Source organism: Kribbella sp. NBC_00662, from assembly GCF_041430295.1.
In the GTDB taxonomy this organism is placed as follows: Bacteria; Actinomycetota; Actinomycetes; order Propionibacteriales; family Kribbellaceae; genus Kribbella.
In genome coordinates this window covers 3,345,039-3,367,043 of record NZ_CP109029.1, presented here as the reverse complement: position 1 = coordinate 3,367,043, position 22,005 = coordinate 3,345,039, and the positions used below count along the sequence as shown (strand labels likewise).

Here is a 22,005-nt window from a genome sequence, read left to right as displayed (position 1 = left end):
CGGGCGTCACCAACTCTGGCAGGATCATTCGAGTGAGCTCAACTCTTTCCGACTGGGGCGGTGGGGCGGGGAAGGAATTCAGGTCAGCGGCGCTGGTGGAGGAGCTGCAGGCGCGGATTCGTGAGGTGGATCCGCTGGTCAACGCCATCTGCACGCCCAACCCCGCCGCTCTCACCGAAGCCGCCCGTCTCGACACCGAGCGTGACAACGGGCGCGTCCGCGGCCCGCTGCACGGCGTACCGGTCCTGGTCAAGGACAACATCGACACCGCCGATCTGCCGACCACGGCCGGCTCGCTGGCGCTGGCCGACCAGCCACCGCCGCCGGACGACGCCCCACTGGTACGGCGGCTCCGCGACGCGGGCTGCGTGATCCTCGGCAAGACCAACCTGAGCGAGTGGGCCAACTTTCGCGGTTCGGCGTCCTCCTCCGGCTGGAGCGCGTACGGCGGTCTCACCCGGAACCCGTGGGCGCTGAACCGCTCCGCGGGCGGCTCCTCGAGCGGCTCCGGTGCCGCGGTCGCCGCCGGACTGGCGGAGTACGCGATCGGCACCGAGACCAACGGCTCGATCGTCTGCCCGGCCGCACTGAACGGCATCGTCGGCCTGAAGCCCACAGTCGGGCTGATCCCGCAGCAGGGCATCGTCCCGATCTCGCACTCCCAGGACACCGCCGGCCCGATGACCAGGACCGTCACCCAGGCCGCCGCACTGCTGTCGGTCCTCACCGGCAACCAGACCGACTACACCGAGCACTGCCGAGGCGCTGACCTCAGCAACGTGCGCATCGGCGTACCGCGTGGCCCGCTCTGGGGCTACTCGACCGGACTGGACGAGGTCACCGAACACGCACTGGAGATCCTCAGCAGCTGCGGGGCGACTCTGGTCGACCACCTGTCCCTGCCGACACCAGGTGGCGACGAGGACCAGCTGCAGGTGCTGGCACACGAGCTGAAGGTCGACCTGGCGGCGTACCTCGCCACCCGGGTCCCCGGAGGTCCTCGCACGCTCGACGACTTGATTGCTTTCAACAAAGAACACGCGGACGTAGAGCTGCAGTGGTTCGGGCAGGAGTTGTTCGAACGGGCAGCCACTACAGAGGGCCTGAGCTCACCGGTGTACGTCGCCGCGCGCCTGACCGCTCTCCGCGCCGGGCGGGACGGTATCGACAACCTGCTCCACGACAACCAGCTCGACGCGCTGGTCAGTCCGTCGTACTCACCCGCCTGGGCCATCGACCTGGTGAACGGCGACCACGTCCTCGGCGGCTCGTCCTCACACGCCGCGCTGGCCGGCTATCCGCTGCTCTCGATGCCGTCCGGGATGGTGTCCGGACTGCCGGTCGGGATCACGTTCAGCGGTACGGCGCGGAGTGAGGTCACGCTCATTCGCTTGGCTCACGCGTTCGAAACCGCGAGAATCGCAGCAGACGGACCGTTCCCGACCCCGGAGTTAACCCAGTGGGTATAGATCGTGTCAGATGGGGCATCGTTGCTACCGGCAACATCTCGACCCAGTTCACCCACGATCTGGGGCTACTGCCCGATGACGCCGTCGCCACCGCGGTCGCGTCCAGGTCCCAGGACAGCGCGGACCGGTTCGCGGCCGAGTTCGGCATTCCGAACGCGTACGACGACTACCGCAAGCTGATCGAGTCCGGCGAGGTCGACGTCATCTACATCGGTACGCCGCATCCGCAGCACTACGCGGTCGCGCGGACCGCGTTGCAGGCCGGCGTCGCCGTACTGTGCGAGAAGCCCGTCACGCTCACGGCGAAGCAGGCCCGGGATCTGATCGCGGTCGCGACCGCGCACAAGACGCTGTTCGCCGAGGCGATGTGGATGCGGACCAACCCGGTGATCCAGGCGGTCTTCGAGGACGTGAAGAGCGGTGTCATCGGCGAGCCGCAGCAGGTGGTTGCCGACTTCGCCTTCCACAAACCCGATCTGCCCGCCCGGCTGCTCGATCCGGCTCTGGGCGGTGGCTCGCTGATGGACGGCGGCATCTACCCGATGACGTTCGCCTACATGGCCCTGGGCAGACCAGCCGAGGTCAAGGCAGTCGGCTCGCTCAACGAGGACGGCGTCGACCTGAACGTCGCGATGGCCTGGCGGTACGACTCCGGTGCGGTCGCCGCGCTCACCTGCGGGCTGCGTTCGCAGAACCCGTGGGTCGCCTCGATCAGCGGCCCGGAGGGCAGTCTGCAGCTGCCGCACCGCTTCCACCATCCTGAGTACTACGTGCGTACGACTGCTTCCGGAGCGGAGCGGATCGACGTGCCGACGCATGGACGTGGGTACCACTACGAGGCAGGCGCAGTGATCGAAGCGCTGCGTGCGGGGGCGCTCGAAGTACCGGCGTTGCCTCATGCCGCCACCCTCGAGATTCTCGACCTGCTCGACGAGACCCGGAGCCAGATCGGGGTCCGTTACCCCGGTGACGACGACGACCTGAGTGGATGACGCTGAAGATGCCGAACGGTAGGAGTTCCTTCGTAGTGGTGGCCAACCGGCTGCCGGTCGACCGGATCGAGATGCCCGACGGCAGTACGGCGTGGCGCCGCAGTCCAGGCGGACTGGTCACCGCGCTCGCACCGGTCATGCAGAGCCACCACGGCGCGTGGATCGGCTGGACCGGCAGCCCGGACGAGAAGGTCGACCCGTTCGACAACGACGGTATGCATCTGGTCCCGGTGATGCTCTCGGCCGAGGACGTGCAGCTGTACTACGAGGGCTTCTCCAACGCGACCCTCTGGCCGCTGTACCACGACGTGATCGTGGCGCCGGAGTTCCACCGCGAGTGGTGGGAGTCGTACGTCGCGGTGAACCGGCGCTTCGCCGAGGCCGCGGCGGATGCCGCCGACGACAACGCGGACGTCTGGGTGCACGACTACCAGCTGCAGCTCGTCCCGGCGATGCTGCGCCGGCTGCGCCCCGACGTACGGATCGGGTTCTTCCTGCACATCCCGTTCCCGCCGACCGAACTGTTCGCGCAGATGCCGTGGCGGCGGCAGATCCTGGACGGGCTGATGGGCGCGGACCTGGTCGGTTTCCAAAGACCCGGCGCCGCCTCGAACTTCGCCCGCCTGGCCCGCAACCGGATGGGCCTGCGGACCCGCGGCGACCGCATCCACCTGCCGGACGACCGGATCGTCCGCGCGAAGGCCTTCCCGATCTCGATCGACGTCAACGAGCTGGAGAAGCTGGCCCGTCAACCGGAGACCACGGCCCGCGCGGCCGAGATGCGGCAGGAGGTCGGCAACCCGACGCACATCCTGCTCGGCGTCGACCGGCTCGACTACACCAAGGGCATCCGGCAACGGCTGCGGGCGTTCGGCGAGCTCCTGGACGAGAAGCGGATCTCGGTCGACGACGCGGTGTTCATCCAGGTGGCGACGCCGTCACGCGAGCGGGTCGAGCAGTACCGCGTCCTGCGTGACGAGATCGAGCTCCTGGTCGGCCGGATCAACGGCGAGCACGGCCGGATCGGTACGCCGGCGATCAACTACCTGCACACGTCGTACTCGCGGACCGAGATGGCAGCGCTGTTCCGGGCCGCGGACGTCGCCGTGGTGACACCGCTCCGGGACGGTATGAACCTGGTCGCGAAGGAGTACGTGTCGACGCGGTACGACGACACCGGCGCGCTGGTGCTGAGCGAGTTCGCCGGCGCGGCCGACGAGTTCCGGCAAGCTTTCCTCGTGAACCCGCACGACATCAACGGTATGAAGGACACGATCGTCGACGCGATGAACACCGACGACCGCCAGCTCGGCCGCCGGATGAAGGCGATGCGCAAGCACCTGGCCGCGCACGACGTGAACGTCTGGGCCCAGAACTTCCTCAAGGCCCTCCATGACGAAGACTGACGGTCGCGTTCTCGCACTTGATCTCGGTACGTCGTCGGCCCGTGCCCTGGTGTTGTCCGACGACGACGCCTCGCCGATCCCCGGCGCCCTGGCCCGGCACAAGATCGCGCCGACGTACAGCTCGGACGGCTCGGCCACGCTCGACCTGCACGAGTACGTCGAGGGTCTGCTCGGCTGCCTGGACGAGCTCCAGCAGAACGGTCACCTCGAGAACATCCGCGCGATCGTGCTGTCCTCGCAATGGCACTCGATCGTTGCCCTCGACAACAAGGGCGGTGCGCTGACGCCGGTGATCACCTGGGCCGACACGCGCTCGGTCCACCTCGCCCCGTCCGTCGACGAGCACGCCTTCCATGCCCGCACCGGCGCCTGGCTGCACCGGTTGTACTGGACCCGCCGGATCCCGTGGCTGCTCGCGACCGCCTCACCCGCGGAGTTCGCCGGGCTGCCCGATCTCGTGCTGGAGCGGCTGACCGGTGAGCGGGTGACGTCGGTGTCGATCGCCTCCGGCACCGGGACGCTCGACCTGGCCACCGGCACGTACGACGACGAGGCGCTCGCCATCGCCGGCGTACGTGCGGATCGGTTGCCGTCGATCGTGCCGACCGGCTGGACCGGGGCGCTGTCGGCGGAGTACGCACGCCGCTGGCCAGGGCTGGTCGGCGTACCTGTGCATCCGCCGACCGGGGATGGAGCCGCGTCGAACGTCGGGACAGGCGGGTACGACGCGGGGACGGCAGCTGTGACGGTCGGGACGTCGGCCGCCGTACGCGTCGTGCATCCGATCGACGATGCTCCTGAGCTGCCGTGGGAGCTGTGGCGGTACCGGGTCGACGACAAGCGGGCGGTGACCGGCATGGCGTTCTCTGCTGCTGGAAATCTGCACGCGTGGCTGACCGGTGTACTGCAGCTCGAGTCCGATGAGCTGGCGGGGGCAGAGGTCGGGGGGTCGCGGGCGATCGCGATCCCGTTCATGGCCGGCACCAGGCCGCCGGCGACGGTGCCGAGTGGGTCCGGCGTGTTCTTCGGGCTGTCGTTCGACGACACTGCGGCGGATCTGCTGGCGGCGTCGTTGCAGGGAGCATCGCTGGAGGTCGACCGCGGGTTACGCATGCTCGACTCGCTCTTCGGGCGCCAGCTGGATGTCGTACTGGGCGGGGGCGGTATCGACGCCTCGGAGTGGTGGCGGCGCTGCCTGACCGCGACCTTCGCCCGTCCGACCACGGTCTGCGCCGAGGCCGAAGTGGGTGCGCGTGGCGCGGCAGCGGTGGCGCTAGGGCTGTCTCCGGCGCCGGGCGGCGAGCATCTGACCCCGGTTGATGCCGAGGTCGAAAGGGTCGCGGCCATGCGCCCGCGGTACGAGGCGCTGCGGGAGCTCGCCGCACAGGCCTCCGCGCTGCAGGCCTGATACTGCGTTCGCGGTACGGCTCGGATACTGCTCCAGGACGACGTTCGGGGCTTGCGTGGCACGTACTGTGAACAGCATGGGCGTGGTGTCGCGGTGGTGCCGGGACCTGGGGATACCTCCGGTCGCCGCGGACTGCCTGCTCGCCGGGGTCATCCTCGCGCTCAACCTGGTCCTGCTGGGTCAGCGGCACCCCGGACAGGTCGCTCTGACCGTGTCGGGCGTAGCGCTGTGTACGGCGGCCGCTGTCGGCATGGTGTTCCGGCGGCGGGCACCGTTGGTCGCGCTCGGGCTGACCACGGCCGCCGGGGTCTGCTACGCGATCACCCAGCAGGCGAAGAGTCCGATCGGGCTGTTCATGGCGTGTGCGGCGTACATGGTGGTGCTGCGGACGGACCACCGCACTCGTGGCACGTCGATCATCGCCGTGGTCGCGGTGACGCTCGTCGCGGCAGCTGTCTTCACGAACGGCGAGCTGCTGGCGAATCTCTTCAACGGCGTGGTGGTGCTTTTCGGCGCGGCGATCGGGGAGGCGACGCGGTACCGGCGCGCGTACGTGCAGGAGCTCGAGGAGCGGGCGCTGCGGGCCGAACAGTCCCGCGACGAGGAGGCCCAGCGTCGGGTGATCGAGGAACGGTTGCGGATCGCCCACGAGCTGCATGACGTCATCGCGCACCACATCGCGCTGATGAACGTGCAGGCCGGCGTGGCTGCCCACGTATTGCGTTCCCAACCCGACGAGGCCGAACACGCCCTGGCCCTGGTCCGCTCCGGCGGCCGCACGGTGCTCCAGGAGCTGACGGTCCTCCTCGGCGTACTCCGCCGCTCCGGCTCGCCCCTCCCAACCGCACCGACTCCATCCCTGCACGAACTCGACGCCCTCATCAGATCCTTCACCGCCGCCGGAGTCCAGGTCACCTGGTCACCTCCCGACTCCATCAGCGACCTCCCGGACGTCATAGAACTAACCGCCTACCGCGTCATCCAGGAGTCCCTCACCAACATCCTGAAACACGCCCCAGGCGCCCCCGCCCAAGTCAGCCTCACCCACACACCAACCGCTCTCACGATCACGGTCCACAACCCAGCACCCGCCCCACAGGCAGCTCCTGGAACCGACACGCGGACGGGCGACGCGCGCACGGCCCGTCCCGCGATCGAGTACCGGAGCGGTGGCCATGGGTTGGTGGGGATGCGCGAGCGAGTTGCCGCTGTGGGCGGCAGCTTGTCTGCCGGGCCGACTGCGGATGGCGGGTTCGACGTACTTGCTGTGCTTCCACTGGGGACGGGAGGTGTGGGTGATGATTCGGGTGTTGCTGGCGGACGATCAGACGTTGATCCGGAGTGGGTTTCGGGTGCTGGTGAGTTCAGTGCCGGATCTGCAGGTCGTCGCTGAGGCGTCGAACGGGCGTGAGGCGGTCGAGCTCGCGCGGTCCGAGCGGGCCGATGTGGTGTTGATGGATATCCGGATGCCCGAGGTGGACGGTCTCGCGGCGACCCGGATGATCACCGCGGACGAAGCGCTGGCGGGCGTGAAGGTGCTGATCCTGACCACGTTCGAGGTGGACGAGTACGTGTTCGAGGCGATCCGCGCCGGCGCCAGCGGCTTCCTCGGCAAGAGCGTGGAACCGGCAGAGCTCATCGACGCCATCCGCGTGGTCGCCCGCGGCGACGCCCTGCTCTCCCCCAAGGCCGTCCGCGGCCTGATCAACCGCTTCCTGGCCGAGCCCACCCCTGGCAACCCGATCGGCCCGACCGTCCTCGACGTCCTCACCGAGCGCGAACGCGAGATCGTCGGCCTGGTCGCCCTCGGCCTGTCCAACGACGAGATCGCCGAACGCCTCGTCCTCTCCCCGTCGACCGCGAAGACCCACGTCAACCGCGCGATGGTGAAACTCGACTGCCGCGACCGCGCCCAGCTCGTCGTCCTCGCGTACCAGACCGGCCTGGTCCGCCCCGGCGTACCGCAGGCGCAGTAGCTCGTACGGCGAACGCAGTACCGCGAGAAGCCCGCAGCCGGCAGACGCGAGCGACGGCGCCCCGCCGGAAGCATCGACGGCATGGCTACCTATCTCTACCGGCTGGGTCGACTCGCCTTCCGCGGGCGACGGTTCGTCGTACTGATCTGGCTCGGCCTGCTCGCCGCCGGGATCGCAGGCGCGGTCACGCTCTCCGGCCCGACCGCCAACGGCTTCTCGATCCCCGGCACCGAGTCGCAACGGGCCGCCGATCTCCTCAACGAACGCTTCCCGCAGGCCGGCGCCGACGCCGCGACCGCCCGAATCGTTTTCCAGGCGCCCGCCGGCCAGAAGCTCACCGACACCCCGCAGGTGCAGCAGTCCCTGGACCGGATCGCGACCGCACCCCAGGTCGCCCGCGTCCTGGACCCGTTCACCGCGAAGGCGATCTCGCCGGACGGCCGCACCGGCTACGCGCAGGTGACGTACGACGTACCCGCCGCCGACGTCACGCCGGAGGCCAAGGAGGCGGTGGATGCCGCGATCGCGCCGGCCCGGGCCTCCGGGCTGACCGTCGAGTACGGCGGCGATGCGCTGCAACCGCAGGACGGCCAGCAACTGACCGAGGTGATCGGCATCGGCGTGGCCGCGGTCGTGCTGCTGATCACGTTCGGCTCGCTGATCGCGGCCGGGCTGCCGTTGCTATCAGCAATCATCGGCGTCGGCATCGGGGCAACCACGATCTCCGCGCTGAGTGGGTTCATCGACATCGGTTCGGGTACGCCGATCCTCGCGCTGATGATCGGGCTCGCCGTGTCGATCGACTACGCGCTCTTCATCATGTCGAGGTACCGGCACGAGCTGAGCACCGGACTCGAACCCGAGGAGGCGGCCGGGCGAGCGGTTGGCACGGCCGGGTCCGCGGTCGTGTTCGCCGGACTGACGGTGGTGATCGCGCTCGCCGGTCTGTTCGTGGTCGACATCCCGTTCCTCACCCAGATGGGGCTCGCCGCAGCCTTCACCGTCGTCATCGCCGTAGCCATCGCTCTCACGCTCCTGCCGGCTCTGCTCGGCTTCGCCGGCCATCGGGTCCGCGGGCGCACCCGGACCAAGGTTGTCGAGCGACCGACGCTCGGTCGGCGGTGGGCCGGCTTCGTCACCCGACGCCCGTTGGCCGTCCTACTGGTGGCTGTCGTCGGCCTCGGCGTCCTGGCTCTCCCCGTCACCGACCTGCGGCTCGGGCTCCCCGACGACAGCACCGCCGCGCCCGATTCCACCCAGCGCAAGGCGTACGACCTGCTCTCCGACGGCTTCGGCCCCGGCTTCAACGGACCACTCATGGTCGTCGTCGACGCCGCCAACACACCCGATCCCCAAGGAGCCACTACCAGCACCGCTACGGCGATCCGCGCGCTCCCGGACGTCACCATGGTCGCCCCACCCCGCTTCAACCCCGCCGGAAACACCGCTCTGCTGACGGTGATCCCGAAGAGCGGTCCGAGCACGCCGCAGACGAACGACCTGGTCAAGGCGATCCGGGCGCTGCCCCCGTCCGGCGGCGCCGAGGTCGCGGTGACCGGTGCGACCGCGGTCAACATCGACATCTCGGACAAGCTCGGCGGCGCGCTGGCGCCGTACCTGGCACTGATCGTCGGACTGGCCTATCTGCTGCTGATGCTGGTGTTCCGCTCGGTACTCGTGCCGCTGAAGGCGACGCTCGGGTTCCTGCTGACGGTGGCGGCGACGTTCGGTGCCGTGGTCGCGGTGTTCCAATGGGGTTGGCTGGCCGGGCTCTTCGGGGTCTCCGGGCAGACCGGGCCGGTGATCAGCATGCTGCCGGTCTTCCTGATCGGAGTGGTGTTCGGTCTCGCGATGGACTACCAGATCTTCCTGGTGACACGGATGCGCGAGGAACACGTCCACGGCGCGGCGCCGCGAACCGCGGTCGTCGACGGATTCGCGCACAGTGCCCGGGTGGTGACCGCGGCGGCCGTGATCATGACGGCGGTCTTCTCCGGGTTCATCCTGTCCGGGCAGGCGCTGATCCGGGAGATGGGATTCGGTCTGGCACTGGCGGTCGCGATCGACGCGTTCGTGGTCCGGATGACCGTCGTACCGGCGGTGATGGCGCTGCTCGGGCGGCGCGCCTGGTACCTGCCCCGCTGGCTGGACCGGCTGCTCCCGAACGTCGATGTCGAAGGCGATTCGCTCCGCCGCCCGCCAGCACCCGATCCGCGGGAGCCCGAGCTGGTCTCTCGTTGACGTGACCGCGGCCACTGACAGCCTGCGGACGGGCCTGGATCATTCCCTGGCATGTGGCGGGAAATGATGAAGTCGAAGGTCCACCGGGCGACGGTGACGCAGGCGGATCTGCACTATGTCGGATCGTGCACGCTGGACGCGGAGCTGATGGATGCGGCCGATCTGCTGCCCGGCGAGAAGGTGGACATCGTCGACATCACCAACGGGCAGCGGCTGTCGACGTACCTGATCGAAGGGCCGCGCGGGTCCGGGGTGGTGGGGATCAACGGGGCCGCGGCGCACCTGATCCACCCGGGTGATCTGGTCATCCTGATCGCGTACGGGATGTTCGACACCGCCGAGGCGAAGGTCTTCGAACCGAGCGTAGTCTTCGTGGACGAGCACAATGCGATCACCCGCATCGGCTCCGACCCCGCCGAGGCGCTGCCCGACAGCGGCACGCTCCGCGGCGACCAACTGCACACCCCGCGTTGAGACGAGGACTGGGCGACGATGACCGAGAACACCGCTGACACCACCGATGGCGCTGCCCCGAAGACTGCTTCCCACGACAACGAGCCCAGCCCGAAGCTGCGCGCGTTCATGAACTCGGGGTGGGCCGACTCGGAGCGCCACGATCTCGCGCTGAGCGATGTCGGGGTGTGGGCGGCGAAGCGGCGGGACGCGTTGTCGCAGGCGTTCCCGGGTGAGCGCCTCGTCATCCCGGCCGGCACCTACAAGGTCCGCTCGAACGACACCGACTACGTCTTCCGGCCGCACACCGACTACGTCTGGCTGACCGGCAACCAGACCTCCGACGCCGTCCTGGTCCTGGAGCCGAACGGCACCAGCGGCCACGACTCGGTCCTGTACTTCCGCCCCCGCGCCGACCGGTCGCAGGGCGAGGAGTTCTGGCGCGACCGGATGTACGGCGAGCTCTGGGCCGGCCGACGTCCGTCGCTGACCGAGACCGCGAAGGAGTTCGGCATCGAGACCCGCCACATCGACCAGCTCGCCGACGCGCTCAAGGGCGACGTACCGACCCGCGTACGACGCGACGAGGACGAGTGGCTCACGTCGCAGCTGACCGGTGCCCGGACCGACCAGCTGAACGACGGGGGGCTGGCCGCGACGCTGTCGGAGCTGCGGCTGGTCAAGGACGCGTACGAGCTCGAGCAGCTGCGGGACGCGGTCGCGATCACGCACCGCGGGTTCTCCGACGTACTCGCGGAGATGGACAAGGTCCGGCAGTACGGCGAGCGCTGGATCGAGGGCACGTTCTGGCGCCGGGCACGGGCCGAGGGCAACGATGTTGGCTACACGTCGATCGCGGCCGCCGGTCCGCACGCGACCACACTGCACTGGATCGAGAACGACGGCCCGGTGAACGACGGCACGCTGATGCTGCTCGACATGGGTGTGGAGAACCGACAGCTGTACACCGCCGACATCACCCGCACGCTGCCGGTCAACGGCGAGTTCACGCCGCGCCAGCGCGACCTGTACCAGTTGGTGCTCGACGCGCAGAACGCCGGGATCGCAGCGCTGAAGCCGGGTGCTGCGTTCCGCGCCGGGCACGAGGCGGCGATGGAGGTCATCGTGCACGGCCTGGACGCCATGGAACTGCTGCCCGTGTCGGCCGAGGAGGCGCTCGACCCGGAGAGCCGCCTGTACCAGCGCTACACCCTGCACGGTGTGAGTCACATGCTCGGCCTCGACGTCCACGACTGCTCCGACGCCCGCAGCGAGGCCTACCGCCAGGGCACCGTCCAGCCCGGCTACGTCCTCACGGTCGAGCCCGGCCTGTACTTCCAGTCCGACGACCTCACCGTCCCCGAAGACCTCCGCGGCATCGGCATCCGTATCGAGGACGACGTACTGATCACCGCCGACGGCACCGAGAACCTCTCCGACGCCATGCCCCGCACCGTCGAGGGCCTCCAGGACTGGATGGCTTCCTGACCCTTGGCGGACCACCTCGAAACGCAGGTGGGTGACGCCGCTGCCTGCCTCGACCACGCGGTTGCGAGTCAGGTTGACCGGCTTCCCACCGAGTAGGTCGAACAGGCGGACGCCGTCGCCGAGCAACACCGGCACCAGGTGGACGTCGATCTCGTCGAGGAGCCCCGCGGCCAGTGCTTGCTGCGCCGCGGTGGCTCCGTGGATGCCGACCGTACGGTCGCCGGCGACCGCCTTCGCCTGCTTGACCGCGCTCTCGATGCCGTCGGTGACGAAGGTGAAGACCTTCGGCACCTCGGCCGGTGGCTCGTGGGTCAGGACGAAGCAGGGGACGTCTCCGGCAGGTCCGCCGTCGCCCTAGCCGCCTTCCCCGGCGCAGATGTCGTACGAGCGGCGGCCCATCAGAATCGCTCCGGCGCCGTCCACCATCTCCTGCAGGACCTCCCGGTCGGCCGCCGTCGCCGCCGGCGACCACGGATCGACTACGGACCGGGCACCTGGAACGCCGCGAGTTGCCGGCGGGCTTCGGAGGCGTGGTCAGGGTGGAGGGTGAGGGTGTAAGCGCGCTCGAAGTGGGCGCCGATGCGTTCGAAGGCCTCGGCGGCTGGGAGAAGCCCGTCCAGGTCGCCTGTGGACCGCGCCGTGGCTCGAGCGAGGCATGCGGCGGCCCAGTCGTTCTCGGCCGCCTCCGGTGCGGTGGCGACGAGGAGCTCGGGTGCGTCGGGCAGGTTGGCGACCACGGCGAGCTCTGCGGCGGCGGCGCGTGCGTACGGCGCCCACCAGCGCTCAGAGAAGTCCGCGAAGGCGCGCCGTACGACCGACTCGGCCTGCTGGACGTCCTCGTGCTGGACTGCCCCGTGCTGGACGGCGACTCGTGCCTGCGCGAACGTGTACGGAGCGGCCAGCCAGGGGGCGTCCTCCACATCCGTGCAGCGGGCTACCTCCAACGCACGTGACTGCCAGACGTCGAACAAGCCGTCGGCGCGCAGACCGTGCACCATCGCGGCCGCGGACAGGGCAGATGCCATCCACTCGATCGGCGGCGCACCCGCACCTTGCCAACGTTCCCAGAGCGCGTCCGCCTGCTCCACGCAGGCGTCGAACTGCCCGGTCAGCGCACAGACTCGAATCATGCGCGGCAGCGAGATGTACGGATGGTCGCCGACCGGATCATCCGGCGCACCCACGGCCGCAAGCGCCGCAGGCAGGTCACCAACCGCGGTCGCCGTCGTCGGCGCGACGTGGAAGGCGTCGATGATCTCGGCCGCGGCGTACGGCTCGTGCCGCGGCAGCAGCCCCACCAACCGCATCCGCTCCACGGCGTACGAGCGTGCGTCGCGCAGGCGTCCCGCGTTCCCGGCGGCGACCGTCAGCGCGTCGAGCGCACCCGCGATCAGCACCGGATCACCGGTCCGCCGGGCTGCGTCGACGGCAGCTTGCGCGAGGTCCGGGTCAGCGCCGATCCGTCGTCCGCCGTGCTCCCAGGCCTTGGCTGTCGCGAGCAAAGCAGTCACGTGTGGATCGCCGGGCCGAGCGCTGTCCACAGCCTGCTGGAGCAGCTCCTGGCTGCGCTCCTTGGAGAGGTCGTAGAGCGAGCCGGTCGGATACCGGTTGGCGGCGATCACGGCCAGCGCCAGCATCGTCGCCCGAACGTTGCCATCAGCAACTGCCCGGTCGGCCGCGTCCAACAGCAGCCGCACCCCGGTCTCCGCATCCGAAATCGCGAGCGTCGCATCAGCAGCCGACCGCAAATCCAACGCCGCAGCCACCCCATCCCCCGCCAGCTCAGCCGCCACCCGGTAGTACCCGATCGCCTCCCGAAACTCCCGCCGAGCAAACCCCAGATGCCCCAACCCCCGCGCCAACCGATGCCCACCCACCCCCTGCACCTCACCCGCCAGGTCAGCCCCCACACCCGCCCTGTCCGTCGCCACACCCACCTGGCCAGACACCCCGCCCGTCCCGTCCAGCGCCCCGCCAGTCGGGGCGCCCGCCGCGGCTGTCGGGGCGATTGTGGTGAGGGCGGCTCGGAGGTCGGCCGCGACGTCGTCGTACGGCTGCTGCCAGTCGGTGGTGTCCAGGCGGCTCTCGAGGGTGGCGGCGGTGTCGGTGGCCCAGCGGAGGCAGCGGGCCTGTGCGGTGGTCAGTTCGTCCTCGGTCAGTTGCTCGCGGGCGAACTCCCGGATGGTCTCCAGCAGTCGCCAGCGCGATCCCCGGCGTACGGCGAGGCTCTTGTCGGTCAGCCGGCCGAGCAGGTCCGCCACCTCCCCGCGCCCGAGCTCGGGGCTGGTCGCGCTGGCGGCGTCCAGGTCAAACCCTCCGACGTAGATCGAGAGCCGCCGGAACAGCAGCCGCTCCTGGTCGTCCAACAGCTCGTAGCTCCAACCGATCACCGCAGCCAGCGACCGGTGCCGAGCGTCGACGCCACGTCCGCCCGCCAGCAGCCGGAGTCTGTCGTCGAGCGCCGCCTCCAGCCCGTCCGCCCCGAGCGAACCGATCCTCGCCGCGGCGAGCTCGATGGCGAGCGGCATCCCGTCCAGCCGCGCGCAGATCTCCGCGAGGTCGTCGGCCGATGCGGCGAACGCCGGGTCCACAGCCCGCGCCCGGTCGGTGAACAGCTCGATCGCAGCGTCCAACGGCGGCAGCAGCACAGTCGCCTCCGCCGGAACACCCAGCCGCTCCCGGCTGGTCGCGAGAATCGTCACCTCAGGACAGGTGCGCAGCAGGCGCTCCGCCAGTACGGCGACCTCGTCGACCAGGTGCTCGCAGTTGTCGAGGACGAGCAGCCACCGCCCCTGCTGCAGGTGCTCGATCAGAACCTGCTCCAGACTCTGCGGCGGCCGCTCCGTAAGCCCAAGTGCCGTCGCCACCGCGCGAGTCACGAGCCCGTCCCGAACCGGAACCAGGTCGACGAACGCCCCAGCTGCGCCAATCTCGGCAGCTACAACAGCCGCCAGCCGCGTCTTGCCCATCCCACCCGGCCCGAGCAGCGTCACTAGCCGGGACCGCCCGAGCGCCTCCTGAACCGCCGTCGTCTCCGTGGAACGCCCGACAAAGCTGGTCCGCCCCGCGGGCAGCCCACTCATCCCCGGCCCGCGGCTCATCCCGACGCCGCCGCGCGATCCAACCAGATCGGCGAGCTCGCGCCGGTCGCTCACACCGTACTTCCGAAGCAACGACGACACGTGACTCTCGACCGTACGGACGGAGATGTGCAGTGCCCGCGCGATCTGCGCGTTCGACCGATGCCCGGCCAACGCCTCCAGCACTTCAGCCTCACGCGCCGACACCTCATCCACGCGCCCATCATGACCGATCACCAGTCCCGCCGGACCGGATGCAAGCTCTCGAACCACGCGCCGGAGCCAGGTGCCCGATCGGGCGCCGGGGATCGGGTGGTGGGTCCGTGGTGGATCCGTGGTGGGTACGGATGTGGGTTGGGGGTTGGGGGCGGGAGCGTCGTCGTATCAGAACAAACTCTTGGAGGTAGCGATGAGTACGGCGACTACGGCGACGCGCAGGGTTCGGCCGGGTGTGGTGGGGCTGTGGGTGGTGCAGGTGGTGTTGGCGGTGATGTTTGTGATGGCCGGCCTGCCGAAGTTGAGTGGGGATCCGGTGATGGTCGATCTCTTCAACGCGGTCGGTGCCGGGCAGTGGTTGCGGTACGTGGTTGGGGCGCTTGAACTGGCCGGAGCGATCGGCCTGCTGGTGCCGCGGGTGTGCGGTCTTGCCGCGCTCGGTCTCGCGATGCTCCTGGTTGGCGCGACGCTCACCAACATCGTCGTGCTGGGTGCTTCGCCGGCGATTCCGATCGCGTACCTATTGGTCGCGGCCGTGATCGCCTGGCTCCGTCGGGCGTCGATCCAGGCGACGGCGCGAACGCTGGTGCGGCGATGACGATCGCGGCGTTCGACGGGCTCCTGACCCGGCCGGGGGATCCCGACTACGACTCCGGCCGGGCGGTCTGGAATGCGATGGTGGACCGTCGGCCGGCTCTGATCGCATACTGCGCGAGTACGGCGGACGTGGTTGCGGCACTGCGCTACGGCCGCGAGGCTGGGCTGGCGATCGGGGTTCGCGGCGGCGGGCACAGCTTCCTCGGGCTGCCCGTGGTGGAGGACGGCCTGCTGCTCGACCTGTCCGCCCTGAACTCGGTCCAGGTCGACCCGGTCCGTCGCCGGGCGCGGGTCGGCGGCGGGGCGCTGCTCGGCGCACTCGACGTCGCCAGTCAGCGGTACGGGCTGGCGACCACGGCCGGCAACGTCTCGCACACCGGCGTCGGCGGGCTCACGCTGGGCGGCGGGGTCGGTTGGCTGGCGCGAGCCCACGGGCTCACGTGCGACAACGTGGCGTCGTACGAACTGGTCACCGCGGACGGCGCCGTACTGCGGGTCAGCGAGACCGAGCACCCGGATCTGTTCTGGGCGTTGCGTGGTGGAGGCGGGAGCTTCGGTGTCGTGACCGCGTTCGAGTTCCGCCTGCATCCGGTCGGGACCCAGGCGCTGACCTTCGACGTGTTCTACGACCTGGACGATGCCGGTACGGCGCTCCGCGGCTGGCGTGGCCTGCTCGCGGACGCCCCGCGGCAGGCCACGCCGGTGGCCCGGATCGGTAGGCGGGACGAGTACGGCGGGGGTCTGATCGCGAGCGTCGGCTACGTGTGGGTCGGGGATGTCGCAGAGGGACGGCGACTGCTCGCGGCGTACGAACGGATCGGGAAACCGATCGGCCGGCGGATCACGGAGCTCAGCTACCTGGATCTGCAGACCCAGTCGGACGACGACGAACGGCACGCGCTCCGTCGCTACTGCAAGGGGCACTACCTACGGTCCTTGCCGGACGGCGCCATCGACGCGTTCCTTGCCTCGGACAACAATCCGGGGGCACGGTTGACGCTGTGCGGCGGCGCCGTCGGCGACGTGCCGGACGGTGCGACGGCGTACAGCCATCGCGATGCGCTGGTCGAGTTCACCACCGGGGACGACTGGAGCGATCCCGCCGAGGACGAAGCCCGCATCACCGCGGCACGAACCTACGCCGCGGGTCTCGAGCCCTACACCAGCGGGAGCTACGTCAACACGATCGCCGACGAGGATCCCACCGCCGTCAAGCGCGCCTACTCCCCGGAGAAACTCGCCCGTCTACTCGAGGTCAAGAACACCTACGACCCCGACAACGTCTTCACCCAAACCGCATTACACGGCTGAAGGGCGCCGGCCGGGAGTTGGCCGGCCGGCGCACAACAGGGTCACCAGATGCGGACGCGATCCTCGGGGGCCAGCCACATGCCGTCGCCCTCTTGGACGTCGTACGTGGTGTGGAAGGCGTCGATGTTCTTCACCACCGCGTTGCAGCGGAACTCCGGCGGTGAATGCGGGTCGATGGTCAGCCGTCGAGCGGCTTCCTCCGGTCGGGTCTTCGTGGCCCAGGCGTGCGCCCAGGCTGTGAAGAAGCGCTCGCTGCCGGCCTCATCCGGCTCGGCGCCGGCCTGGGACAGCTCGTACGCCACGTAGGCGATCGACAGTCCGCCCAGGTCGCCGATGTTCTCGCCGAGCGTGAGTTTGCCGTTGACCTTCTGGCCGGGCGTCTCGGCCGGCTCGAGGGCGTCGTACTGCGCGACGAGCTTGTCGGTGCGCTGCTCGAAGGCGGCGCGGTCCTCGTCGGTCCACCAGTCGTTGAGGTTGCCGTCGCCGTCGTACCGCGAGCCCTGGTCGTCGAAGCCGTGGCCGATCTCGTGCCCGATCACCGCGCCGATCGCGCCGTAGTTGGTCGCGTCGTCGGCGTCGAGGTCGAAGAACGGCGGCTGCAGGATGCCGGCCGGGAAGACGATCTCGTTCATCCGCGGGTTGTAGTACGCGTTGACCGTCTGCGGTGTCATCTTCCACTCGTTGCGGTCGACGGGCTGACCGAGCTTGGCCAGGTCCCGCGCGGTCTCCACCGCGACCGAACGGCGCACGTTGCCGAACAGGTCGGCCGGGTCGACCTCGAGAGCGGAGTAGTCCTTCCACTCGTCCGGATACCCGATCTTCGGCACGAACGTCCCGAGCTTGTCGAGCGCCCGCTGCCGCGTCTCCGGGCTCATCCAGTCCAGCGCCTCGATCCGCTGCCGGTACGCCGCGACCAGGTTTTGCACCAGGTCGACCATGCGGGCCTTCGCGGAGGGCGGGAAGTGCTCGGCGACATACAGCTTGCCGAGAGCCTCGCCGAGCGACTGCTCGACCGCGCCGACGCCGCGCTTCCAGCGCTCACGCAGCTCGGGCGCACCGGTGAGAGTCTTGCCGTAGAAGGCGAAGTTCTCGTCGACGAACGCCTGGCTCAGCAGCGGCGCCGCGCTGTGCACGATCCGCCAGCTCAGCCACTCCTTCCACCGGTCCAGCTCGACCTCTTGGAGAGCGGCCGCGGCCGCGGTCAGGAAGTCCGGCTCACGCACGACAACCTGTGCGAACGCGCTCTCCGGCACACCCGCGCCTGCCAGCCAGGTCGACCAGTCGAAACCCGGCGTGAGCTCCTCGAGCCCGGCCCGGTCGAGCTTGTTGTAGGTCAGCTGGACATCGCGGTCCTTCACCCGGTCCCAGTGGCCGTCGGCGATCCGGGTCTCCAGCTCCAGGATCCGCGCAGCGGACCCGGCCGGGTCGGGCAGTCCGGCGAGCTCGAGCAGCTTCGCCACGTGCGCGACGTACGCCGAACGGATCTCGGCGAAGTTGTCGTCGTGGTAGTACGACTCGTCGGGCAGGCTGAGGCCGCCCTGGGTGAGGTGGACGATGTTCTCGTCGGACTTCTTGGCGTCGGCGTCGACCCAGTAGTGGAAGACGCCGGGCACGCCCTGCAGCTCGAGCTGCCCGAGGACCGAGACCAGGCCGGACAGGTCCTTGGCGTCGCGGACCAGCGCGAGCTGGTCGGCGATCGGCTCGGCGCCCAGCCGCTCGATCGTCTCGGTGTCCATGAAGCTCGTGTAGAGGTCGGCGATCTTCCGCGGCTCGCTGCCCTCGGGGTGGCGGGCCGCGGCGGTCTTCTCGACGATCGCCCGGACGTCCTGCTCCGCGGTGTCCCAGAGCGCGTGGAACGCGCCGTGGATCGCCTTGTCCGCGGGAATCTCGTGCTCAGCCAGCCACGTCCCGTTCACGAACCGGTACAGGTCGTCCTGCGGCCGCACGGCGGCGGCCGCCTCCGAGCTGTCGATTCCTGCTGTCATCCCTGACCCCTTTGTCCCAGTTCCAGTTGCTGTCAGCGAACATACCCGGTTCACGATCGGGCCGGTCTGAACTATCCACAGGACCCAGCCGTTCTCCCAGGTAAAGAACACGGATCAGGGAGGACCCCGCCACATGCCACACCTCGTCCGTCGAATCACCACACTGCTCACCGTGCCCGTCGTAGTGCTCGGGCTCGTGAGCACCTCGGCAGCAACCGCTGCCCCAACGACATCCTTCCCGACCCGCATCGAGTTGCCCAACGGGTTCCAGCCCGAAGGCATCGCGATCGCCCGCGGTACGGCGTACTTCGGCTCGCGGGCCGACGGAGACATCTACGCCGCCGATCTGCGGACCGGACGCGGCAAGGTGATCAGCCAGGGCCCGGGCACCGGCTCGCTCGGGATGAAAGTGGACCGCTTCGGCCGGCTCTTCGTCGCCGGCGCCGCCGGTGGAAACGGCCGGGTCATCGACACCCGCACCGGCAAGGTCCTGGCCGGCTACACGTTCACGACCGCGACACCGACCTTTGTGAACGACGTCATCCTCGGCAAGGACGCGGCGTACTTCACCGACTCGCAGCAGCCCGTCTTCTACAAGGTCTCGCTGCACCGGCTGAGCGCCGAGCCACAGACCATCCCGCTCAGCGGCGACTACCAGCACCAGCCCGGCAACAACGCGAACGGCATCTCACTCACGCCCGACGGCCGCGCGCTGATCATGGTCCAGTCGTCGACCGGCTTCCTGCTCCGGGTGGACCCACGGACCGGCGTGGCCCGGCGGATCGACATCGGCGACGAGCTGATGACCAACGGCGACGGTCTGCTGCTGATCGGCCGCACGCTGTACGTCGTCCAGAACCGCTCGAACCAGATCTCGGTCATCGCGCTGAACAAGTCCGGCACCAAGGGCACCGTGGTCGACCGCATCACCAGCACGGACTTCGACGTACCCACGACGGCCGCCGCCTTCGGGAACCGTCTCTACCTGCCGAACGCCCGCTTCACCACGCCGCCGACCCCGACCACGCCGTACTGGGTCACCGCGGTGAGCCGTTCCCGAGTGCGGTAGATCGTCCTACCTTGGTTGAGGAGGAAACATGAACAAACGCACCATCACAGCTGTCATCGGCCTGTCGGCGCTCCTGCTCGGCGGCATCACCACGTCGTCCGCCGCGGCCGCCGCACCGCCGGCGCCAGGCCCCACCGTCGTCAAGCACTCGGTCGACGACGGGCACTGCGACCAGATCCGGTTCCTGGCGCCCTAGGTCCTCAGCTCGCCGTGCGGAGGTTGCCCCGGGCCGCGGCCTTGAGGCGGCTTCCGCACGACAGGCGCACGGAGTACCCGGCCGGGATCGAGAGCGGCTCACCGGTCTGCGGATTGCGGCCGGTACGCGGGGCGCGCAGGACGCGCTCGATGCTGAGCAGGCCGGTCAGCGACACCTTGTCACCGCGCTGCACGGCCTCGGTGACGACGTCGCCGAGGGCGTCGAGGACCTTCTCGGCCTGGTTCCGCGGGATGCCCGCCTTGTGTGCCACGCCGGCGATCAGTTCATTCCGGTTCACGGCTCTCCTCAGACTCGGTTCGACTTCCGAGCGGCACCTTAACCGAAATGAATGTCGTTAGCGAGAAGGTTCCGGATATCGGTCACAAACCGTCCCGATCGTGCCAGTGGTTCTGCCACCGGGCGTCGATGGCGTCGTCGGCGAGCTGGTACCGGATGTCTGTCGACAACCGTAGCTCGGTCGACACGTTGTCCAAGGCGGCGTGCACGGTGTGCGCGGTGTGGACAACCACATCTCCGGCCGCGTAGTCGGCGACCAGCCAATCGGCGTCGTACTCCTCCGCCAGCGCCGGCAGGTCCGCAGTGATGGACGCTGCAGGTCGCTTGAGTCGTCCCGCAGCCTCCTCCTCGAGCACCCGGTGGTGACTGCCCTGCAGGTAGGTCAGGCCGCCGCGGCTGATCGGGCAGTCGCCCAGCGGGATCCACGCGGACAGCACCTGGTCAGTCCCGTCCCGCAGGTACACGAGGTCGTAGTGCGCCTGCGTCGCCGTGCCGATGCCGTTCTCGCCCGGCGCCGTCTGCCGGATGATCTTGCGCCGATGCAGAAACGGAGTACCGCCGAGGAACCACTCGAACCAGCCCTTCAACGCCGGCTGCGCACAGAAGGCGGCGTACTCCGGTCCGGGCACGATCTCCTCGAACAACACCTTCCGGTACGTCGCCCTGTCCGTAGCCGCCACCGTCAACCCGAAGTAGTACTCGCGGAACTCCCGCACGACCGCGGGGTCCAGCAACCCGGTCAGGAACAGGTACCCGTCCCGCTGCAGCCGAGACCGCAACCGAGACCGATCGCCACGCTCTTCGAACGGTACGGCGACCAGTTGCCCCAGCCGCTGCTCATCCAGCACATATCCGTTAGACGTCAGCACACGTCCATTCCAGCCAACGCCCGCAGCTGACGGAATGGACAACAGTGCCGACCTTCTTGGACTCTTGTGACGTGCCGGACTGGTCGATCTACCTGACTCCAGGGACTATCGAGCGCCAACTTGGACTCTTCTGCCTCGGCACCGGCGAACAGACGCACGGTGCGGAGAACACCAAAGAGCGCGCCCTCGGCTGCCATGCGCTCGTCTGGCTCAAGGAGGGCCGCGGCCAGTTGCTGCACGGACCTGACCGCCAGCTGCACGAGGTACGGGCGCCCGCGATGCTGTGGCTGTTCCCAGGCGTTCTGCACCGCTACCAGCCGACAACGAGGTGGCGTCAGGCGTGGGTTCTCTTCAGTGGCTCAGCAGTAGAAGCACTCACAACACTCGGCCACCTGGACGTCAGCCGACCAGTCCGCCGGTTCACCGACCCGCGTCCCATCGACCGCGCGTTCAGCCGGCTGCTGCGTGTCAGCACACAGCACAACCCCGTGCAGGTCACAGGCGCTCTCTACGACGTCATCGCCGCAGCTGCAACAACTACAGGTGACGACGTGGCCGCACAGCTCGCAGAGCTCGCCGGTACGCCGATGAGCGTTCAGGACTACGCGAGTGAGCTCGGTCTTACCGTGAAGGAGCTGCGCGACGCAGTACGGCGTACGACAGGCTCAACCCCACATGAACTGGTCCTGACCACAAGACTCAGCAATGCAAAGGTTCTGCTCGCCGAGGAGGACCTGTCCGTCGCAGCGGTCGCCCGACGGGTCGGGTACGACGATCCGGCGTATTTCACCCGCTTGTTCACTGCCAGGGTTGGGATGTCGCCCGGCGCGTTCCGGCGATCTGGTTCGCTCTCAGGGCCGATTTCCTCCCTTCGACGGAGGCGGGACCTACTTTCCGACGTGTAAAACCATTCACTGGGGTGACGTGTCGGGGGCCGCGCACCGATACGGTC

General features: G+C 69.1%; 19 protein-coding genes and 1 pseudogene. 15 read left to right on the top strand and 5 right to left on the bottom strand.

From position 1 onward, the window contains the following. The first annotated feature begins 32 nt into the window (after window positions 1-32). The 9 genes from OHA10_RS17015 to OHA10_RS16975 all read left to right on the top strand — a co-directional run bounded on the left by OHA10_RS17015 (window position 33) and on the right by OHA10_RS16975 (window position 11,433). The gene (locus OHA10_RS17015) at window positions 33-1,469 is read left to right on the top strand and encodes an amidase (RefSeq protein ID WP_371407182.1); all 1,437 of its coding nucleotides are present in this window, start codon (window positions 33-35) and stop codon (window positions 1,467-1,469) included. After that, window positions 1,460-2,461 (top strand): Gfo/Idh/MocA family protein, encoded by a 1,002-nt coding sequence (locus OHA10_RS17010; RefSeq protein ID WP_371407181.1) that lies wholly within the window; start codon window positions 1,460-1,462, stop codon window positions 2,459-2,461. Before OHA10_RS17015 ends, OHA10_RS17010 begins: the two co-directional genes overlap by 10 nt. Window positions 2,462-2,469: 8 nt before the next feature. After that, entirely contained in the window at window positions 2,470-3,867 is a 1,398-nt protein-coding gene (locus tag OHA10_RS17005) for a trehalose-6-phosphate synthase (protein WP_371407956.1), read from the top strand. Beyond that, complete coding sequence (locus OHA10_RS17000) at window positions 3,854-5,275, top strand: FGGY family carbohydrate kinase (protein WP_371407180.1); 1,422 nt, start codon at window positions 3,854-3,856, stop codon at window positions 5,273-5,275. Before OHA10_RS17005 ends, OHA10_RS17000 begins: the two co-directional genes overlap by 14 nt. Window positions 5,276-5,351: 76 nt before the next feature. Then, window positions 5,352-6,668, top strand: a complete 1,317-nt coding sequence (locus tag OHA10_RS16995) for a sensor histidine kinase (RefSeq protein WP_371407179.1) — start codon at window positions 5,352-5,354, stop codon at window positions 6,666-6,668. Continuing rightward, a complete protein-coding gene (locus tag OHA10_RS16990; protein ID WP_371407178.1) occupies window positions 6,574-7,251 on the top strand; it encodes a response regulator in 678 nt (225 codons plus the stop codon). The genes OHA10_RS16995 and OHA10_RS16990 overlap by 95 nt, the downstream gene beginning before the upstream one ends. 81 nt (window positions 7,252-7,332) lie before the next feature. Beyond that, entirely contained in the window at window positions 7,333-9,492 is a 2,160-nt protein-coding gene (locus OHA10_RS16985) for an MMPL family transporter (protein WP_371407177.1), read from the top strand. A 51-nt stretch (window positions 9,493-9,543) separates the two neighbouring features. Further along, window positions 9,544-9,966 carry an aspartate 1-decarboxylase gene (gene panD, locus OHA10_RS16980; protein WP_371407176.1) on the top strand — a complete coding sequence of 141 codons (423 nt, stop codon included), beginning with the start codon at window positions 9,544-9,546 and terminating at the stop codon, window positions 9,964-9,966. Between the two features lie 18 nt (window positions 9,967-9,984). Then, window positions 9,985-11,433: an aminopeptidase P family protein gene (locus OHA10_RS16975; protein WP_371407175.1), complete on the top strand. Its 1,449-nt coding sequence runs from the start codon at window positions 9,985-9,987 to the stop codon at window positions 11,431-11,433. A gap of 93 nt (window positions 11,434-11,526) precedes the next feature. Here OHA10_RS16975 and OHA10_RS16970 read toward each other — a convergent pair. Further along, a pseudogene (locus OHA10_RS16970) lies at window positions 11,527-11,637 on the bottom strand (dihydrofolate reductase family protein); the annotation flags it as partial. Here OHA10_RS16970 and OHA10_RS16965 point away from each other — a divergent pair. Continuing rightward, window positions 11,636-11,791, top strand: a complete 156-nt coding sequence (locus OHA10_RS16965; protein WP_371407174.1) for a hypothetical protein — start codon at window positions 11,636-11,638, stop codon at window positions 11,789-11,791. The pseudogene OHA10_RS16970 and the gene OHA10_RS16965 overlap by 2 nt on opposite strands. 121 nt (window positions 11,792-11,912) lie before the next feature. On the opposite strand, the gene OHA10_RS16960 is transcribed toward OHA10_RS16965, so the two are convergent. Next, window positions 11,913-14,729, bottom strand: coding sequence for a LuxR C-terminal-related transcriptional regulator (locus OHA10_RS16960; RefSeq protein WP_371407173.1), 2,817 nt, complete (start codon window positions 14,727-14,729; stop codon window positions 11,913-11,915). Window positions 14,730-14,922: 193 nt separating this feature from the next. Between OHA10_RS16960 and OHA10_RS16955 the strand changes: the two genes are divergently transcribed. Continuing rightward, the gene (locus OHA10_RS16955) at window positions 14,923-15,327 is read left to right on the top strand and encodes a DoxX family protein (RefSeq protein WP_371407172.1); all 405 of its coding nucleotides are present in this window, start codon (window positions 14,923-14,925) and stop codon (window positions 15,325-15,327) included. Next, entirely contained in the window at window positions 15,324-16,637 is a 1,314-nt protein-coding gene (locus OHA10_RS16950; RefSeq protein ID WP_371407171.1) for an FAD-binding oxidoreductase, read from the top strand. Before OHA10_RS16955 ends, OHA10_RS16950 begins: the two co-directional genes overlap by 4 nt. 41 nt (window positions 16,638-16,678) lie before the next feature. Here OHA10_RS16950 and OHA10_RS16945 read toward each other — a convergent pair whose 3' ends face one another. Then, on the bottom strand, window positions 16,679-18,622 hold the full coding sequence (locus OHA10_RS16945; protein ID WP_371407170.1) for a M13 family metallopeptidase: 1,944 nt from the start codon (window positions 18,620-18,622) through the stop codon (window positions 16,679-16,681). A 172-nt stretch (window positions 18,623-18,794) separates the two neighbouring features. Between OHA10_RS16945 and OHA10_RS16940 the strand changes: the two genes are divergently transcribed. Together OHA10_RS16940 and OHA10_RS16935 are read left to right on the top strand one after the other, a co-directional pair. Beyond that, complete coding sequence (locus OHA10_RS16940) at window positions 18,795-19,691, top strand: SMP-30/gluconolactonase/LRE family protein (protein ID WP_371407169.1); 897 nt, start codon at window positions 18,795-18,797, stop codon at window positions 19,689-19,691. Window positions 19,692-19,719: 28 nt separating this feature from the next. Then, window positions 19,720-19,887 carry a hypothetical protein gene (locus OHA10_RS16935; protein WP_371407168.1) on the top strand — a complete coding sequence of 56 codons (168 nt, stop codon included), beginning with the start codon at window positions 19,720-19,722 and terminating at the stop codon, window positions 19,885-19,887. A 4-nt stretch (window positions 19,888-19,891) separates the two neighbouring features. On the opposite strand, the gene OHA10_RS16930 is transcribed toward OHA10_RS16935, so the two are convergent. Together OHA10_RS16930 and OHA10_RS16925 are read right to left on the bottom strand one after the other, a co-directional pair. Then, window positions 19,892-20,185 (bottom strand): HU family DNA-binding protein, encoded by a 294-nt coding sequence (locus OHA10_RS16930; protein WP_137252664.1) that lies wholly within the window; start codon window positions 20,183-20,185, stop codon window positions 19,892-19,894. 82 nt (window positions 20,186-20,267) lie between these two features. Further along, entirely contained in the window at window positions 20,268-21,053 is a 786-nt protein-coding gene (locus OHA10_RS16925) for a phytanoyl-CoA dioxygenase family protein (protein WP_371407167.1), read from the bottom strand. A 71-nt stretch (window positions 21,054-21,124) separates the two neighbouring features. Here OHA10_RS16925 and OHA10_RS16920 point away from each other — a divergent pair, with 71 nt between their 5' ends. Beyond that, a complete protein-coding gene (locus OHA10_RS16920) occupies window positions 21,125-21,958 on the top strand; it encodes a helix-turn-helix domain-containing protein (protein WP_371407166.1) in 834 nt (277 codons plus the stop codon). Window positions 21,959-22,005: the final 47 nt, after the last annotated feature.